Here is a 16,734-nt window from a genome sequence, read left to right on the forward strand (position 1 = left end):
CCATGGTTCGGATGGCTTGGCACGTTAGTCGAGGTGTATCAATTCCTCACCGCGTTTGCGTGTCATTTTCATACTGCGCGTGACAACAGCACATATTTGAGCAGCTGCAAGGTGTAAGAGTGGGTGGCCAGTGCCGTGACCCCTAGGCGGGCGGTGGCCGCCAGCGACACCATGAAGGCAGCGCGGTAAGTGACCTCGACCCCGGCACCCGGAAGCCCGACCCGCAACACCGGCGCAAAGTCCACCCACGCAAACCGCCACCAGTCTTGCTTGGAGGGGGTCAATTGCATGCGTACCCGCCAGAACCACAGGTGCAATACCAGCCCCAATGCGCGGCTGATCAGCATGGCTATGGCATAGCCCTCAAGGCCCATGCCATCCCAGCTGCCCCAACCCCGCATGATCACAAAGGCCAGCGCCAAGTGCGTGCCGTGCATGGCGATCATGATCCGCAAAGAGTCTTTGGCAAACAGGTGGGCGCGCAGCACTGCCGCCATGCTGAGGTTGTAGGCATCCAGCAGCAAGGCCGGTGCAAACCATTGCAGATACGGGGCGGCTAAGGACGCCACCATGGCCGGGGCGTTTAACCAGTCGAGCATGACGTCGTTGCCTGCGACCACCACAAGCATGATCGCAGCACCCACCCAGCTGCTGGCACCCAAGGCCAACAGGGCGACACGTCGGGCGGCGGCGTGCTGCCCTCCCCCGACATATTGCGTCACCATCACGCCCAAGCCGATGGCAAGCACCCGGAAAGCGACGCTCAGGGTTTCCAGGATCTGGTTCACCAGCCCGAACGCACCGGCTGCGGCATCTGACTCATGCGAAGCCAGCCACAGCCCGCCCATCGCGACCGTCATACCCAACAAAAACTCGCCGAGCAAAGGCCCGGCGATCGTATTCAGGCGCAAACGCTCGGGTGTACTCATTCGAAGAATGTACCCGAGCCCTTTACCTGCAGGAGGTCAGGCATGGCCCAGAAAAGCGCCGCCCCATGCAGGCAACTGCAGCACTGCGCCCTGGCGAACTGCATCACCCAGACCACTGCCCGTCACCGTGAGCATCGCAGCGAAGGCTTCCGGGACTACCCACTGGGCCGGCTCAGGGCTGAAGTTGAATACGCAGACCATGCTTTGACCCTCATGGCGACGCACATAGGCGAACACCTGAGGGTGCGCATCCAGCACCTCCAAGGTACCACTCACCAGGCAGGGCTGGGTTTTGCGCCAGCGCAGCAGGTTGCGATAGAAATGCAACAGCGATGCAGAGTCTTGAATCTGCGCCTCGGCGGTTAACGCCCGGTGGGTCGCGGCCACGGGCAGCCATGGCTTTGCAGGTGCGGGCGATGAGGAGAAGCCTAAATCGGCTGCATCCGCAAGCCACGGCATCGGGGTGCGACAACCATCGCGCCCTTTGAACTCGGGCCACATCGTGATGCCGTAGGGGTCCTGCAGGTCTTCAAATGCGATGTCTGCCTCTGGCAAGCCCAACTCATCACCTTGATAGATGCAAGGGGAACCGCGCAAAGACATTTGCAAGGCTGCGCCAAGGCGCAACAACTCAGGCGCCGCAACCGCCGCAGTGCTGGCCCAGCGGGTAGCAACCCGCACCACATCGTGGTTGGAGAGGGCCCAGCAAGGCCATCCACCGGGAGCCACCTCTTCAAACCGCTTCACAAAACCGCGGAAGTGCGCGGCACTGTGCGCGGTACCCAGCAGGTCAAAGCAGTACGCCATGTGCAGCTTGTCACCTCCACTGGTGTATTCCGCCACACGGGCCAGACCGTCGTCGTCACCGATCTCACCCACCATGGTGGTGTCGGGGTACGCGTCCAGCAAGGCCCGCAGCTCACGCAAGAAGGCCAGGTTTTCGGGCTGGCTCTTGTCATGTTGGTGCCACTGCCAGCCATAGGGGTTCACTGCGTTGACCGCAGGGTCCTCACCATCGGGGCGACCGCGTGCGGGGTTGTCGCGCAGTTGGGCGTCATGGAAGTAAAAGTTAGCGGTGTCCAGGCGGTAGCCATCCACCCCGAGATCCAACCAGAACTTGACGGTGGACAGCAGCGCTTTTTGCACTTCGGGATTGTGAAAATTCAAATCCGGCTGGCTGGTCAGGAAGTTGTGCATGTAGTACTGGCAACGGCGGGTATCCCACTGCCATGCACTGCCGCCAAAAATGGACAACCAGTTGTTGGGCGGGTTTCCATCGGGTTTGGCATCGGCCCAGATATACCAATCGGCCTTGGGGTTGTTCAGGCTGGAGCGGCTTTCTACAAACCAAGGGTGTTGGTCGGAGCTGTGGGAGAGCACTTGGTCAATCATGACCTTCAAGCCCAGTGCATGTGCGCGATCGACCAGCTGCTTGAAATCATCGAGCGTTCCGAACATCGGGTCCACGTCGCAGTAATCGCTGACGTCGTAGCCGAAATCCTTCATCGGGCTCTTGAAGAAGGGCGACAGCCAAATGCCGTCTGCGCCCAGGTCGGCCACATAGTCCAGCTTGGCGGTAATGCCGGCCAGATCGCCCACGCCGTCGCCATTGCTGTCCGCATAACTACGCGGGTAGATCTGATAAATGACGCCACCGCGCCACCAGTTGTTGTTAGTTGCTTTAGCCATGATTGAAAGGTCCCTTGAATGAAAACGGCGAATCTGCTTGCGCAAATTCGCCAAGGAAGGTTGGTCTCAAATTTACTTGACGGAGCCGCTCAGTAGCCCGCGCACAAAGAAGCGTTGCAGCGAGAAGAACACGGCAACCGGCACCGCAATGGAGACGAATGCGCTGGCGGTCAAGATCTCCCAGCTCTCACCGCGAGAGCCCAGCAAGTCGTTGAGCTTGATGGTGAGCACCACCTGGTCCGGCGCTTTGCCGAGGAAGACGAGTGCAATCAAAAAGTCGTTCCAGACCCACAGGAACTGGAAGATGGCAAAACTCGCCAACGCAGGGATCGACAAGGGCAGCACGATGCTAGTGAAGATCTGAAAATGCGAAGCACCGTCCATCCGCGCGCTCTCGATGATGTCGCGTGGCAGGGACGCAATGTAGTTGCGCAGCAGGTAAATCGCCAGGGGCAGACCAAACGCGGAGTGGGCAAGCCATACTCCAAGGTAAGACTTGGACTCTGTGCCAAAAACCTCGCCCATCTGGTTGTAGAGCCGCAGCAGCGGAATCAGGGACATCTGCAAGGGCACCACCAGCAGGCCCACCACCACAATAAACAAGAATTTGCGGCCGGGGAACTCCATCCAGCTGAAGGCATACGCGGCAAAGGCTGCGATCAGAATCGGAATAAAGGTAGCCGGAATCGTGACCTTGAAGGTGTTCAAGAATGCCTGCCCTACCCCTTCACCCGCGATCACCTTTTCGTAATTCTGGGTCATAAAAACGGGTGGAGACTCGGCCACATAAAACACCCGGACACCGCGATCCTTGTCATAGGGCTGGTCCAGATCCAGGCGATAGCTTCCATCGGCTTTCACCGTCAGCGTGCCGTCGGGCTTGCCGTCTTCCTCGTCAAAGATTTGCCCATCCGACACTTCCACTGTCGTACCAACGGCGAACTCTTTGGGGTTGGCCGACTTGAGCGAAAACTGCTTGATTTGTATTCCGCCACCTTCGGGGAACAAGCGGCCGCTGATGACGTAGCGCTCACCTTCTTTCACCAGACTTTGAGCCCCTGCCGTCCGGCGCATGTCTGCACGGGTTTGGGTGGACAGCGCGGTCCACCAGCCACTGCTGACCAGTTGCTGCTTTTCCCGGAAGCTTGAAACCAAGAGGCCGAAAGTCGGGAGCACCCACATCAACACGATGACCAGCAACAAGGCTTGCGCCATCAAGGATGGGAGAGAGAAATACTTTTTCATCGCTGAGCCTCCTCAGTGCGGAAGCGGCGGATATTGAAGGCCATCACCGGTACCACTGCAAACATCAAAACCATGGCCAAGGTAGAGCTGCGGCCATAGTCGCCGCCACCACGGAACATCCAGTCATACATCAGATTTCCCAGCACACTGGTATCCCACTGGCCACCGGTCATGGCCATCACGATGTCAAACACCTTGAGCACCGTGATGGTGATGGTGGTCCACACCACCAGAATGGTGGACATCACTTGGGGCACCATGATTTCGAAAAAGATCTGCAGCTCGCTGGCGCCATCGATGCGTGCAGCCTCGATGGTTTCGTGCGGCACACCCCGCAGGGCGGCAGAGAGAATCACCATGGCGAAGCCTGTCTGGATCCAGATCAAAATCGCCATCAGGAAAAAGTTGTTCCAGAACGGAATCGTGACCCACGCCTGGGGCTCAAAGCCCATCCCCATCACCATAGCGTTCAAGATGCCGATTTGCTCTGCATCAGGCCCCCGGAAGTCGTACACAAACTTCCAGATCACGCTGGCGCCCACAAAGCTGATGGCCATGGGCATGAACACCATGGACTTGGCAAATCCACCCCACCAGACGCGGTCTGCGAGCACTGCGACCACAAGGCCGAAAGCAGTGGCTGCGGCGGGAACGACCAGCAACCAGAGAAAGTTGTTGCGGATCGTCAGCAAGAAATTCTGGTCTGCGAACACCCAGCGAAAGTTGGCGAGTCCGACGAATTGCTCTCCCGTTGCGTCATAAAAACTCAAGCGGAAGGTTTCAAACAAGGGGTACACCAGGTAGGTACCCAGCAATAACAGGGCGGGCGCAATAAAGAGCCAGGGCCGCACGTTGGAGCGGAAAATTTCTCGTCCGTTTTTACTGCCCACTGGCAGCTGGACGATTTTGTCCAACACGAAGTTGGAGCCGGCGAAGTACAGCAAGCAGAACGCAATACTGACCAGTACAGCGGTGATGGTCTGGATAACTTGATCAGTCATGGGATCAATGCTTTTGCGTGTCGTAGGGAAGGGGATTCAAAAGGGCCGGCAGCCGAAGCCGCCGGCCTGAAGACGTGCCGCAAGGCGACGTCAGAGGAGATACTTACTTGATCGCGTCCCAGCTCTTCTGGATCTCGTCAGCCACTTCCTTGGCAGAGGCGCCGCCGGAGTAGTTGACCATGCCCTTCCAGAAACTGCCTGCACCCACTGCGCCGGGCATCAGGTCGGAACCGTCAAAACGGAAGGTGGTGGCGTTTTGCAGAATCTCGCCTTGCTTCTTGAGCGAGGCGGTCTTGTACTTGGCCAGGTCCACACCCTTGTGCGGTGTCAGGAAGCCGCCTTCAGCCATCCAGATTTCATGCGACTGGGGGTGCTGCAGGTATTCCATGAATGCACGGGCACCCTTGCTGTCTTTGGTGATAGTCAGAATCGTGCCGCCACCCAGAACCGGGTTGCCCAGCTTCTTGCTGCTGTAAGAGGGGAAGTAGAAGAAGTCGGCTTCGTCCGCCTTGCCTTCTGGGAAGAAAGCGGGGATGAAAGACGCTTGACGGTGCATATAGCACTTGGGCGGGGAGCCGAACATGCCCTTCGGGCTGTCCTTGAAGCTCACGGTGGCCACGGCCTTGGCGCCGCCGTCTACATAGGCGTCGTTCTTGGCGAACCAGCCGTAGGCTTCGATCGCTTCGATCACGCGCTTGTCGTTGAACTTCATCTTGTTGCTGACCCACTGGTCATAGACCTCAGGCGTTTGAGTTCGCAACATCATGTCTTCGACCCAGTCAGTTGCAGGCCAGCCGGTAGCGGCGTCAGAGCCCAGACCGATACACCATGGCTTGCCGCCATCGGCTGCAATTTTCTTGGTCAGGGTTTGAAGTTCTTCCATGGACTTGGGCACTTTGTAGCCCTTTTCCTTGAAGTTCTCAGGGATGTACCAGACCAAGCTCTTCACGTTCACGTTGTAGAACATGCCGTAGAACTCTTTCTTGCCGGCCTTGTTGGCGTAGGTGCCCAAGTCAGCCCAGGAGCTGCCTGCTGCGTAGTTCTTTTTGACCCATTCCTGGGCCTTGGCGCCCAGCGGCTTCAAGCCGTCAATGGCGGCCATGTTGGCAGCCAGACCAGGCTGCGGGAACACGGAAATGTTGGATGGGGAACCTGCCTTGATGTCGATCACGATCTGCTGCTCGGAGCTTTGGGAGCAGGAGTGCTTGACGGTGGCGCCGGTTGATTTCTCAAAGTTCGCGATCACTTTTTTGAACATGCCTTCTTCAGCACCTGTCCAAGGGCAAGTGATGGTGACCACTTCACCCTTCAAATTTGGCCCTTTGTAGTCAGCTGCCATGGCCGGTGCGGTCACGGCTGCTGCTGCCAGAGCGCAAGCGCCGGCAATCATGGTTTTCTTCATCATCGTCTTCTCCTCTTGTGGCGCCGCAGCCCATCCACGGCGCGTTAAAAACTGTCGCAGATCAGTCGACCCGCTTGCCTTCGGCATTGAACTTGTACAAATGCTCAGGCGCAAAACCCAAGGCAATCGGCTGTCCGGGCGCCAGGCCCAAGGTGCCGTCCATGCGGGCCGTGATGTCGCCAAACGCACCCGCACTGACGTAGGCGAATGTTTCGTTACCCAGCTGTTCTGAGTGCTTGAGGGTGCCTTGGATCGGACCACCCTCTGTGACCCTCAGGTGCTCTGGGCGCAAACCAATCGTGGCGACGTTGTGGCGGGCTGCGATGTCGCCGCCCAAAAAGTTCATCTGGGGGGAGCCGATAAAACCGGCCACAAACATGCTTGCGGGCTTGTTGTAGAGGTCGAGGGGTTTGCCCACCTGCTCAACCCGGCCCTTATTCAGAACCACAATCTTGTCTGCGAGGGTCATCGCTTCCACCTGATCGTGGGTGACATAGATCATGGTCGCCCCGAGGCGGCGGTGCAGTGTGGCCAGCTCCACCCGCATCTTGGTTCGCAAGGCGGCGTCGAGGTTGGAGAGGGGCTCATCAAACAGGAACACCTTGGGGTCACGCACGATCGCGCGGCCGATAGCGACCCGCTGACGCTGGCCGCCGGACAGCGCTTTGGGCAAGCGTTCGAGGTATTCAGTCAGCTGGAGGATGTCGGATGCCTCGCGGACTCGCCGCTCAATTTCTGCTTTGGGTGTTTTGGCAATCTTGAGGGCGAAGGCCATGTTGTCGAACACGGTCTTGTGGGGGTACAGCGCATAGCTCTGGAACACCATGGCCACGCCGCGCTCGGAAGGCCCGAGGTCATTCACCCGGGCGCCACCGATGTTGAGGTCGCCACCCGATATTTCTTCCAAGCCGGCAATCATGCGCAGCAGAGTCGTTTTGCCGCAACCGGAGGGCCCCACAAACACAGCGAACTCGCCGGGCTCGATATCCAAGTCGATGCCGTGGATGACATCTGCCTTGCCGTAGTTTTTGATGATTCCGCGCAAGCGGACATCAGACTGACTCATAAACATGCTCCTGACGGGGGGCCCAGTCTTGGTGAGACTGCAGCGGGATGTGTTGGATGGTAATTAAATTACCTCCTCAACCACCTCGGGCAAACCCTTAGAAATCGATGCTTTTGCGCTTTTTTCAACAAAATCAAAATCGGTTTTGTACAAAGGAGACACGCCGACGGCCAACCGGAGCTAAACCACGTGGCTTGGCAATTTGGTTACCGGATAGTTACGCTTTGACAACGTTTTCAAGATTTTGCCATGGCCACGACAAGATTTCAGCCATTCTTTGAACGACCCATGCAGATTGCGCTGGATTGAGCACGCAAGGTTCGGTGCGCAGGCCCAGGTAGCAGCGTTCGATCACGTCCTGCTCGGTAACACCGAGCTTGAATTGCATGTCTGCCGCAGTCGGGGCCAGCATTTGGGCCATGTCTTCGCAGAGCTCGTACTCGCTCAACACCTGGGACAAGGGGGCAGACGGTTTGGTGCGGCCCGGCACCACGTACAGCTGGAGAAATGAGGGGGGAATTTCAATGGAGGGGGTGTATTCGTTCATACCCCATTGTCAGCGCCTATTTCGTGCGGGCTTGCTGACGGGCGATGTGGGCCAGGAGGCCGTCGCAGGCGTCTTCCACCAGATCCAGCACTTGCTCAAAACCAGCATCTCCGCCGTAATACGGATCAGGAACCACGCTTGCATCGTGGCGGATACAGAACTCGGTCAGCCTGCGCACTTTGTGATGGTTGTAGTCGGGGCACTGCGCCTCGACGAGCGCGAGGTTGTCCCAGTCCATCACCAGAATGAGGTCGGCGCTTGCAAAATCACCAGCCTCCAGCTGCCTGGCCCGCAGGTCGGCAAACGCGTATCCGCGGCGGACTGCGTGTTGCAAGCTGCGGGGATCGGGCGCCGCACCGGGGTGATAGTTGTGGGTGCCTGCAGAATCGATCCGCAAGACATCGGCACCCCAACCCTGTGCCAGCGCTTTGTGGCGCATGACGCCATGGGCCGTAGGGCTCCGGCAGATGTTGCCCATGCAGACAAACAGCAAAGTCGTGGGCGCAGTGGACTTAGGCATGAAATTGACTGCTAGCGCTCATAAATATTGCGCGAGTAGCTATTATTTTTATAGCGTTACTGCAATCGCGGCAGCAGGCCGGCTGCGCGCAATTTGTCTTTTTTACTGGGCCGGTGACCCTTGATTCCGCCCGCTGCGCGATCAGCGCTGATGGCCGGCAACGCCTGCGCAGGCTCAAAGCCCGGCACCTCTTCTTGCGGCACGGTGAGGGCATTGCGCTTTTCGATCAAGGCGAAATGTGCGGCGGTTTCTGCACTCACAAAGCTGACCGCGGTACCGGTTTTGCCCGCACGCGCAGTACGGCCGATGCGATGCACATAGTCTGCTGCGGCACGTGGCAGGTCGTAATTCACCACTACCGGCAGCCCGGCAATATCCACACCACGGGCAGCCACATCGGTAGCCACCACCACTTGCACCACACTGGCCTTGAAATCAAACAACACCTGACTGCGCTTGCCCTGGCTTAACTGGGCGTGAAACGGCTCTGCCTGCAATCCAGCGCGGCGCAACTTGTCCGCCACCATTTCTGCGGCATATTTGGTCGCCACAAATACCAGCGCACGCGGCCAGGCTTCGGCCGTGACCAAGTGCCGCAAGAGCTGCGTGCGGCGATTGGCATCCACCCGGATGGCTCGCTGCAGGATATCGGGCGGCGCTTGCTCTTCGGTGTCGAGTGTGATGCTCTCAGGATCCCGCAAGCGCGACTCGGCAAGGCTGCGCACTGCAGGGCCGAAGGTGGCAGAAAACAGCAGGCTTTGGTGCCGCTCAGGGAGTAGCGCGTCAATCCGGTCCAGCTCTTCGGCGAAACCCAAATCGAGCATCCGGTCGGCCTCATCCAGAACCAGGCAGCGAATCTGGTCCAGGCGCACAGCATTGCGTTCGACCAGATCCAGCAAGCGGCCGGTGGTGGCAATCACGATATCAGTGCCACCCCGCAAGGCCATCATTTGCGGGTTGATCGACACACCACCGAAGACGACCGAGACCTTGACGCCAAGGCCGGCATCGCGCGCCAGGCCGGACAGGACGCCGCCCACCTGAACGGCGAGCTCCCGCGTGGGCACCAACACCAAGGTTTGGGGGTTACGCCCAGCGGACGACGACTCTACCACCCAGCGCTGCAGCACCGCCAGCGCAAAGGCGGCTGTTTTGCCAGAGCCCGTCTGGGCGCAGACCAGCACATCACGGCCCGCAAGTGCGGCAGGAAGGGAGGCTGCTTGCACCGGCGTGGGCGCAGCAAACTGCCGCTCCATAGCAGAGGCCAGTGGGGCGCTAAGGCCTAAATTTGAAAATGACATGTCGGGTTACTCAGTGGCAGCCACGGCGGCACGAGCCCCCGTGAGCGTTCAGGCCGCAGGGCCGCGTTTGGGCTGTGCAGGCGCTTGGATAAATTGGCCCGCGCGGTTCAAGCGGGTGGCGAGCGCGTCGAGGTAACCCAACAAGCGCTCTGCCTGCAGAGGTTTTTGGTACAGCGTCACCCAGTTAGGCAAGCGGCCGTCTTCTTCGACTTCCTTACGGGTCAGCGCGGTGAGCACAATGACCTCGATCGGTTGGTAGGCGCTCTCTTGCGCCATGGCGTTGATCAGGTGGTAGCCGTCAAAAGGCGTCATCATCAAATCGGTGACGACCAAGTCCGGGCGCTGACGCTCCAACTGAATCAGCGCTTGCGATGCGTCGTTGGCAACCGTCAGAGCCACATCGTGGCCGCCACACGCCAACAGGGCCTGAAAGTAAGCCACTTGGATAGGATCATCCTCGGCGAGCAACACACGCAGGGGGCGCGCACCGGTTTCCGTGGGGGCGGCGGTACCGCGCGACTGCACCAGCTTGTCGATGGCGCTGCGAAAGATGCGGCGATGCCCCCCGGGAGTGACCCAAGCTTCCAACTCGCCGCTGATGACCATTTTCTGCACCGATGTGGTGGACAGCCCGAGGATACGGGCTGCTTGTTGTGTCGTCAGAACGTCGCTGCTGTTAGTCATGGCAAAGGGATTAAAAGGCTCTGGGAACCGCGACCGAATTTAAATCTTTCAGTTTTGGGGCTTCCATTGCATTTTATTCGACACACGCCACTTTGGCGCAGCCGCACATCCGCAAAACGTCGTTAATTTACCAATTTATTAACAGTTTATTTGTCAATAAACACAGCAACAACCTATCGAGAAATATTCGTATTTCGACCGTGCTTTTCTGACTCGGCAGCAAGTACTGCGGATTCAAGTGGTGCTTTATTGAACGGAATTTGCACCCCATCGCTGGCGCCCTCCGCCTTTCCAGAGGCAGCCACGCCTTCACTCCGCAGATAAGGCACCACGTTTGGATTTAACCAAAAACTGAAAGGCAATACTTCCACTGTTTCAGAAGATTTTTGCATGGCTGTAAATTTATTTAAATCAATTTAAATAAAATATAACATTTTCATAAACCCGCCGAAAGAAAATGTAGTTGCGCTCTTCGGGGCTACTTCTCAGTTGACGTATTCAAACTATCACAGTAGCGCACGCAACTCTTGAGCGGCATCTTGCAAGACGGGTAGCAAGGCGAGCCTGAATTCCTCGGGCTGCCACCGGTGTGGAGCGGCTACGACATTCAACGCACCGACAACCTTGCCCTCCGGGTTGCGCAAAGGGACCGCCAAAGCCTGCACACCGAGTTCGTGCTCCTGGAAGGCCACGCTGTAGTCTGCCTTGCGCGCCGCCTCGACCTGCGCCTTGAGCACCGCGGGGTCTGTCACGGTGTGCGACGTCAAACGCCGCAAAGGGTGGGCGGACAACCACTGGGCCAGAGCCGCATCAGACAGCCCGGCCAAAAGCACCCGCCCGGTCGAGGTAGCGTGCGCAGGCAGTCTCGCGCCCAGGTGCAAGCCATACGCGAGCACCTGGGTCTTGCCTGCGGGTGAGCTGCGCCAATCGTTCCCACTGCGGGCCACGATCACCACTTCGCTGCCATCCAACACCACCGCAGAAAACGACTCTTGCGTATGTGCCGCCAGGCGGTTGAGCGCGGGCTGCACCACCCGGGGAAACCGCGCCGAGGACAGGTAGGTGCCGGAGAAGCGCAAAACCTTGCTGGACAACCAAAAGTAGCTCCCGTCCGTCTCCAGGTAACCCAGTGCGGTCAGCGTCAGCAAATGCCTGCGCGCGGCTGCCCGGGTGATCCCTGCCCTTTGAGCGGCCAAGGTCGCGTTCAAACGCTGCCGCTCTGTATCAAAGCTCTCCAGCACCGCCATGCCTTTGGCCATACCGGCAATCAGGTCTGCTTTGGCAACCACAAATGGGGCATCTGCATCCGGGGCGTCAGACATCACTCAACTCCTGTTTTTGCGCGATATTCGCACATCGATTCTATTGATCGCACAAAAGCCCGTCGCACCAGACCCCAAAATACCGCCGCGCCGATAACCTTTCGCTCAATCAAAAGGAGCAGACATGCGGACACAAGTGGCAATCATTGGCGCAGGCCCATCGGGCTTGTTATTGGGGCAACTCCTGCACAAAGCAGGCATCGACACCGTCATCATTGAGCGGCAGAGCGCCGACTATGTGCGCTCGCGCATTCGAGCCGGCGTGTTGGAACAAGTCACTACAGATCTGCTCGACGAGGCCGGAGTGGGCGCGCGCATGCACCAGGAAGGATTGCCGCACACGGGTTTCGATTTGCTGTTCGGCGGTGAACGCCATCGGATCGACCTTCGGGCTTTGACGGGCGGGCAGCAGGTCATGGTCTATGGCCAAACCGAGGTCACCCGGGATTTGATGGCCGCTCGTGCTGCCGCGGGACTGAAGACAGTCTACGAAGCCAAAGAGGTCTCGATTCACGACTACGACACGACACACCCCCAGGTGCGCTACCAAGAAGACGGTCAATGGCACACCTTGGACTGCGACTTCATCGCCGGATGCGATGGCTTTCATGGCGTTTGCCGTGCGAGCCTTCCTCCCGGTGCCGTGACCGAATACGAAAAGGTGTACCCCTTCGGCTGGCTGGGCCTGCTGGCTGACACTCCGCCGGTCCACCATGAACTGATTTACGCCAACAGCGAACGGGGGTTTGCCTTGTGCTCTCAGCGCAGCATGACCCGGAGCCGTTACTACCTGCAGGTGCCCTTGACGGACAAGGTCGAAAATTGGTCGGATGATGCGTTCTGGAATGAGTTGCGCCTGCGGCTCGACCCGCACGCGGCCGAGACACTGATCACCGGCCCCTCGCTGGAAAAGAGCATTGCTCCATTACGCAGCTTTGTGGCGGAGCCTATGCGATTCGGCCGACTTTTCCTCGCCGGGGATGCGGCGCACATCGTCCCCCCTACCGGCGCGAAGGGCCTGAACCTCGCCGCCACAGACGTCAAGTACCTGTCCACAGCGCTGATTGAGTACTTTGCCGAGCGATCCTCAGCAGGCATAGACCACTACTCGCAACGCTGCTTGGCCAGAATCTGGAAGGGCGAGCGCTTCTCCTGGTGGTTCACCAGCTTGATGCACCGGTTCTCTGCCGATGGTGCCATCGGGCAGAAGTTGCAAAACGCAGAGTTGGAGTATCTGGTGCAGTCCCAGGCCGCTTCTACAGCGCTTGCAGAAAACTATGTGGGGTTGCCCTTGTAGCCTTACAGCACCGCAGGTTGCGCCCGTACCTGACTTGTCAGTGCAAAGGGTCTACGTTAGCCTAGTGTGGTCACGCATCGACCCCACTTAGCATGAACGAGCCACCTACCCCGCTGCCTGAGCTGTTAGACAAAATGTCGATCGCCCGGCAGCCCATCGTCAGCCCTGAGCGATCGGTACTGGCGTACCAACTGTTCAACCGCTCGACCCGGGCGAACGAACACTCAGAGGCCAGCGATCTGGCGCTGGCCCTGCACGCAGTCGCCCAAAGCGGTGCACCCTTTTCAACACAAAAGCACGACATCTTCATCCACTCGGTCCACAAGGGGCTGACCGGCCAACAGTGGGATTTTTTACCCCCCACCCGCACGGTGGTGGAGGTCAGCCCAGCACCGCACCACAGCGCTGACTTTGCGCAGGCGCTGGTGCCGGCCCTCCAAGCGCTCAAAGCGCGCGGCTTTCGCTTGGCCTTCAAACATAGTGTGGTCGCACCCGTGTACAAGCCATGGCAAGGCTTGGCAGACTTCGTGAAACTCGATGTCGGACGCATCGAGCCGGCGCAATACAAGCCGCTAGTGCACGCAACCAGAGTGAGAACCAACGCAGTATTGATTGCCGAGAAGATTGAGCAGCAAACGCAATTTGAAAGCATGCTGGCTTTGGGCGTGACTGAATTCCAAGGCTATTGGCTCTCCGTGCCCGAGACCACCCAATCCAAAGTGCTGACCCCCGCGCAGGCCAGCGCAATACACCTCTTTCAACTGCTCAGATCCGGCGCAGAGTTGGTCGAGGTAGAAACTGCCCTCAAAAAGGATGCAGGTCTGGGCGTGAGCTTGCTGCGGATCATCAACGCAGCCAGTACCGGGTTGCCTCAAAAAGTCACATCATTGCGGCAGGCCGTGATGTTGATCGGCTACGAGCGGCTGGTTCGCTGGTCAGCCCTCGTGCTCACCAACACCAGTGCACATGCCAGCATTCCGGGTACTGCGGCTGTCGTTCGTGGCCGCATGATGGAGCTGCTCGCGCTCCAACAAAGTGGCGTAGACACCGCTGATTCCGCTTTTTTGGTAGGGCTGCTGTCACAGCTCGACACGCTACTGGGCAGACCGATGCCGGAGCTGCTGGCGCAATTGGCATTAGATGAAAGCGTGGCAGAAACCCTGCTCACAGGCCAAGGCGCTTTTGGGGATCTGCTGGCCTTGGTTTGCGCGTGTGAGTCAGACGAGGAGACGGAATTCAGTAACGCGTTTGCAAGACTTCCCTTCACCCTGAAGCAAGTCAACATTGCGCACATGGAAGCGTTGGTCTGGGCAGATAGCCTTGCCGCCTGACTGAAGTGCCACCGTCCGTGGCGGCGCTTCGTGAAGCGCGGAGTTCAAAAACAGCGGGTTTTTGAATCGTAAATATGGTGCGGCTGGCGGGGATCGAACCCACGACCCTTGGCTTCGGAGGCCAATACTCTATCCACTGAGCTACAGCCGCAAGAGTGCGTGGATTGTAGGTGGTTTCAGAAGGCCGACCGCTATAATTGCCAGCAGTTTGAAAGCCCCCGATTAATTTGAGGACACCCATGAGCGACAACAGCCAAGCAACTGCGCACGAAGAAGACCACACGGGCCCCGTCAAAACCCCCAAGCAATTGTTGTTGGCGGCGTTTTTCTCGTTTGTCATTCCAATCTTCGTGATCATTGGTTTGGTGTATTACGTGACCTCGGCCAACAAACCTGCAGCAGGCTCTGTGAATGTAGAAAAGGCCACTGCCGAGCGCATTCAAAAGATCGGCATGGTCGAGATCCGCGATGCCAACCGCGAGATGAAGTCCGGTGAAGAGGTCTACAAAGCCCAGTGCGCGGCCTGCCATGCAGTGGGCGCTGCCGGCGCGCCTAAATTTGGCGATGCGAGCGCTTGGGGTGCACGCGTCAAGACAGGCTTCGAAGCTCTCTACAACTCAGCCATTAAGGGCAAAGGCGCCATGGGTGCGCAGGCGGGCGGCGATTTTTCTGACTACGAAATCGGGCGTGCTGTCGTGTTCCTGGCGAACGCGGGTGGCGGCAAATTCGACGAGCCGAAGAAGCCAGAGCCAGAGGCGAAGTAATCTTTCGTCCCATCGAAAAAGCCGACGCGAGTCGGCTTTTTTTGTTTCTAGCCCTTATAGAATTTGCACACTCTGCTATTTATTTAATAGCAATATTCAAATCAGGCATGGGCTGCAAGCGGGCTACGCACAAACTGGAAATGCACAGCCAACCAGTCACTGGTAATTTCGCTGGGCACCCACACGCCCTGCTCGACATGGGCGGCTGCGTGGGCCATATCCGCGGTGTGAACCAGTCCAACGCCCAAGCTGGTTTGCAAGTACAGCAAGCCTTGCTCGTCGATATAGCTTTCCAACACAGACACTGGTGCTCCCGTATGGGCGCGAACCTGTCCGTCAGGTTGAATGCGCCAGATCCAAGGTGTGTGCATCAGCTCCACATACACCCGCTGCGGCCCATTCTGAAAGTACCAGCAACCCAATGCATCGGCGGCATAGTTCCGTTGGATAAAGTCGATCAGTTTTTCATGCTGTAAGCGGCTACCTCGCGCTTCCAAAATATTGGATGCAAAGGCCCCATTGGCCTGCGCGGCGTCGTCCCGCAGGTACCAATCGCCGCGTCCATCCAGCCCAAGCCAGCCATAGCAATCAGGCACGTTTGGCCACTTGGCCATGGCTTGTTTCACAATGTCATCCATGGGCGCGCTCCCCGCCGGGCAATGCTGAAGCGAGCCAGTTGCCCACCGCCTCTGGCATGGTACGAACATGACCCGGCACGTTTCCATGTGGGAAGCCGACATGGCCTCCATGCGCTGGTTGCCACAAGGTCACAAAGTCGCCAACATCAGCCTGCGAGGGAAGACTCCACGCGGGCACAAATGGATCGTTGCGCGCATTCACCACCAGCGCAGGTATGCGAATGCGTGACAAGTGCGGCTTGGCGGAGCCACGGGCCCAATAGTCTTCGGTACTGCTGAAGCCGTGGAGGGGCGCAGTGAACAGATTGTCAAACTCGTAGAGGTCTTTGGCGGCGCGCAAGGCGTCGCCATCAAACAAGCCGGGGAACTGGGCCAGCTTTTGCAGCGCCTTGGGGACCATGGTGTTTAAGAACATGCGGGTGTACACCCACCGGTTAAAGCCGCGTCCGATGGCGTAGCCACCTGCGGCAAGGTCGATGGGCGAACACACGGCCGCAACAGCTTGGGCCGTTTGGCCTGCTGTGTCACCGGCCTCCTCGGCCCATCGCAGCAGGGCATTGCCACCCAAGGACACGCCGGCTGCGATGATGGGGCCCTGATGGCGTTTGCGGAACTGGTCGAGGATCCAGCCTATTTCTTCATAGTCCCCGGAATGGTAAGCGCGGGGCGCCAGATTCAGCTCGCCGCTGCAGCCCCGAAAATGGGGCACGGCGTAGGCATAGCCTTGTGCGCGTGCATAGTCCGCAAAGGCTTCGGCGTAATGGCTGCGCGAACTGCCCTCGAGCCCGTGAAACAGCACCAGGAGCGGGCGCTCTGCCAGTGCTGGTGTGACCAGCCAATCCACATCCACAAAGTCTCGGTCGGGGGTACTCCAGCGCTCCCGGCGGTATTCCGGATGCGGGCCGAAGACGCGTCGCGAGTACAAGGCCGGCCAAATGGTCTGGAGATTGCCACCCGGCAACCAAGAAGGCGCTACATAATTCATAGCGCTTGGCGCT

Annotated in this window: 17 protein-coding genes and 1 tRNA gene; 3 read left to right on the forward strand and 15 right to left on the reverse strand. The window is 58.6% G+C overall.

The annotated features are described in order from the left end of the window. Positions 1-68 precede the first annotated feature (68 nt). From RAE21_RS14825 to RAE21_RS14880, 12 genes are all read right to left on the reverse strand, one after another. On the reverse strand, positions 69-929 hold the full coding sequence (locus RAE21_RS14825; protein WP_313882026.1) for an MATE family efflux transporter: 861 nt from the start codon (positions 927-929) through the stop codon (positions 69-71). Positions 930-965: 36 nt separating this feature from the next. Next, entirely contained in the window at positions 966-2,618 is a 1,653-nt protein-coding gene (locus RAE21_RS14830) for an alpha-glucosidase family protein (protein WP_313882027.1), read from the reverse strand. 72 nt (positions 2,619-2,690) lie between these two features. Beyond that, positions 2,691-3,863 (reverse strand): carbohydrate ABC transporter permease, encoded by a 1,173-nt coding sequence (locus tag RAE21_RS14835; protein WP_313882028.1) that lies wholly within the window; start codon positions 3,861-3,863, stop codon positions 2,691-2,693. Beyond that, on the reverse strand, positions 3,860-4,864 hold the full coding sequence (locus tag RAE21_RS14840; protein WP_313882029.1) for a carbohydrate ABC transporter permease: 1,005 nt from the start codon (positions 4,862-4,864) through the stop codon (positions 3,860-3,862). Before RAE21_RS14840 ends, RAE21_RS14835 begins: the two co-directional genes overlap by 4 nt. A gap of 103 nt (positions 4,865-4,967) precedes the next feature. Then, positions 4,968-6,269: an ABC transporter substrate-binding protein gene (locus tag RAE21_RS14845; protein WP_313882030.1), complete on the reverse strand. Its 1,302-nt coding sequence runs from the start codon at positions 6,267-6,269 to the stop codon at positions 4,968-4,970. 58 nt (positions 6,270-6,327) lie between these two features. Next, positions 6,328-7,332, reverse strand: coding sequence for an ABC transporter ATP-binding protein (locus RAE21_RS14850; RefSeq protein ID WP_313882031.1), 1,005 nt, complete (start codon positions 7,330-7,332; stop codon positions 6,328-6,330). A gap of 217 nt (positions 7,333-7,549) precedes the next feature. Continuing rightward, entirely contained in the window at positions 7,550-7,879 is a 330-nt protein-coding gene (locus RAE21_RS14855) for an ATPase with chaperone activity (RefSeq protein WP_313882032.1), read from the reverse strand. A 16-nt stretch (positions 7,880-7,895) separates the two neighbouring features. Further along, a complete protein-coding gene (locus tag RAE21_RS14860; protein WP_313882033.1) occupies positions 7,896-8,399 on the reverse strand; it encodes a low molecular weight protein-tyrosine-phosphatase in 504 nt (167 codons plus the stop codon). A 56-nt stretch (positions 8,400-8,455) separates the two neighbouring features. Further along, a complete protein-coding gene (locus tag RAE21_RS14865; RefSeq protein ID WP_313882034.1) occupies positions 8,456-9,700 on the reverse strand; it encodes a DEAD/DEAH box helicase in 1,245 nt (414 codons plus the stop codon). Positions 9,701-9,748: 48 nt separating this feature from the next. Then, positions 9,749-10,384 (reverse strand): response regulator, encoded by a 636-nt coding sequence (locus RAE21_RS14870; RefSeq protein WP_313882035.1) that lies wholly within the window; start codon positions 10,382-10,384, stop codon positions 9,749-9,751. Positions 10,385-10,557: 173 nt separating this feature from the next. Then, a complete protein-coding gene (locus RAE21_RS14875; protein WP_313882036.1) occupies positions 10,558-10,776 on the reverse strand; it encodes a hypothetical protein in 219 nt (72 codons plus the stop codon). Between the two features lie 114 nt (positions 10,777-10,890). Continuing rightward, positions 10,891-11,706 carry an IclR family transcriptional regulator domain-containing protein gene (locus RAE21_RS14880; RefSeq protein WP_313882037.1) on the reverse strand — a complete coding sequence of 272 codons (816 nt, stop codon included), beginning with the start codon at positions 11,704-11,706 and terminating at the stop codon, positions 10,891-10,893. Between the two features lie 124 nt (positions 11,707-11,830). Between RAE21_RS14880 and pobA the strand changes: the two genes are divergently transcribed. Both pobA and RAE21_RS14890 read left to right on the forward strand, forming a co-directional pair. Then, the gene (gene pobA, locus RAE21_RS14885) at positions 11,831-13,003 is read left to right on the forward strand and encodes a 4-hydroxybenzoate 3-monooxygenase (protein ID WP_313882038.1); all 1,173 of its coding nucleotides are present in this window, start codon (positions 11,831-11,833) and stop codon (positions 13,001-13,003) included. A gap of 92 nt (positions 13,004-13,095) precedes the next feature. Next, positions 13,096-14,334, forward strand: coding sequence for an EAL and HDOD domain-containing protein (locus tag RAE21_RS14890; RefSeq protein ID WP_313882039.1), 1,239 nt, complete (start codon positions 13,096-13,098; stop codon positions 14,332-14,334). 75 nt (positions 14,335-14,409) lie between these two features. Here RAE21_RS14890 and RAE21_RS14895 read toward each other — a convergent pair. After that, positions 14,410-14,485: transfer RNA gene (locus RAE21_RS14895), tRNA-Arg, on the reverse strand. Between the two features lie 88 nt (positions 14,486-14,573). Here RAE21_RS14895 and RAE21_RS14900 point away from each other — a divergent pair. Continuing rightward, a complete protein-coding gene (locus RAE21_RS14900; protein ID WP_313882040.1) occupies positions 14,574-15,098 on the forward strand; it encodes a c-type cytochrome in 525 nt (174 codons plus the stop codon). 101 nt (positions 15,099-15,199) lie between these two features. Here the strand turns inward: RAE21_RS14900 and RAE21_RS14905 are convergent, their stop codons facing one another. Beyond that, on the reverse strand, positions 15,200-15,736 hold the full coding sequence (locus RAE21_RS14905) for a DUF2946 family protein (protein WP_313882041.1): 537 nt from the start codon (positions 15,734-15,736) through the stop codon (positions 15,200-15,202). After that, entirely contained in the window at positions 15,729-16,721 is a 993-nt protein-coding gene (locus RAE21_RS14910; protein WP_313882042.1) for a YheT family hydrolase, read from the reverse strand. The genes RAE21_RS14905 and RAE21_RS14910 overlap by 8 nt, the downstream gene beginning before the upstream one ends. Between the last annotated feature and the right edge of the window lie 13 nt (positions 16,722-16,734).

It is taken from the genome of Rhodoferax potami (assembly GCF_032193765.1).
GTDB classification, from domain to species: Bacteria; Pseudomonadota; Gammaproteobacteria; order Burkholderiales; family Burkholderiaceae_C; genus Allorhodoferax; species Allorhodoferax potami.

Bases quoted from the DNA above. Each gene is read 5' to 3' on its own strand.
- RAE21_RS14840 (WP_313882029.1), bottom strand. From the start codon at position 4,864: ATGACTGATCAAGTTATCCAGACCATCACCGCTGTACTGGTCAGTATT.
- RAE21_RS14870 (WP_313882035.1), bottom strand. From the start codon at position 10,384: ATGACTAACAGCAGCGACGTTCTGACGACACAACAAGCAGCCCGTATC.
- RAE21_RS14875 (WP_313882036.1), bottom strand. From the start codon at position 10,776: ATGCAAAAATCTTCTGAAACAGTGGAAGTATTGCCTTTCAGTTTTTGG.
- RAE21_RS14845 (WP_313882030.1), bottom strand. From the start codon at position 6,269: ATGATGAAGAAAACCATGATTGCCGGCGCTTGCGCTCTGGCAGCAGCA.
- RAE21_RS14855 (WP_313882032.1), bottom strand. From the start codon at position 7,879: ATGAACGAATACACCCCCTCCATTGAAATTCCCCCCTCATTTCTCCAG.
- pobA (WP_313882038.1), top strand. From the start codon at position 11,831: ATGCGGACACAAGTGGCAATCATTGGCGCAGGCCCATCGGGCTTGTTA.
- RAE21_RS14880 (WP_313882037.1), bottom strand. From the start codon at position 11,706: ATGTCTGACGCCCCGGATGCAGATGCCCCATTTGTGGTTGCCAAAGCA.
- RAE21_RS14830 (WP_313882027.1), bottom strand. From the start codon at position 2,618: ATGGCTAAAGCAACTAACAACAACTGGTGGCGCGGTGGCGTCATTTAT.
- RAE21_RS14905 (WP_313882041.1), bottom strand. From the start codon at position 15,736: ATGGATGACATTGTGAAACAAGCCATGGCCAAGTGGCCAAACGTGCCT.
- RAE21_RS14910 (WP_313882042.1), bottom strand. From the start codon at position 16,721: ATGAATTATGTAGCGCCTTCTTGGTTGCCGGGTGGCAATCTCCAGACC.
- RAE21_RS14850 (WP_313882031.1), bottom strand. From the start codon at position 7,332: ATGAGTCAGTCTGATGTCCGCTTGCGCGGAATCATCAAAAACTACGGC.
- RAE21_RS14890 (WP_313882039.1), top strand. From the start codon at position 13,096: ATGAACGAGCCACCTACCCCGCTGCCTGAGCTGTTAGACAAAATGTCG.
- RAE21_RS14860 (WP_313882033.1), bottom strand. From the start codon at position 8,399: ATGCCTAAGTCCACTGCGCCCACGACTTTGCTGTTTGTCTGCATGGGC.
- RAE21_RS14835 (WP_313882028.1), bottom strand. From the start codon at position 3,863: ATGAAAAAGTATTTCTCTCTCCCATCCTTGATGGCGCAAGCCTTGTTG.
- RAE21_RS14900 (WP_313882040.1), top strand. From the start codon at position 14,574: ATGAGCGACAACAGCCAAGCAACTGCGCACGAAGAAGACCACACGGGC.
- RAE21_RS14865 (WP_313882034.1), bottom strand. From the start codon at position 9,700: ATGTCATTTTCAAATTTAGGCCTTAGCGCCCCACTGGCCTCTGCTATG.
- RAE21_RS14825 (WP_313882026.1), bottom strand. From the start codon at position 929: ATGAGTACACCCGAGCGTTTGCGCCTGAATACGATCGCCGGGCCTTTG.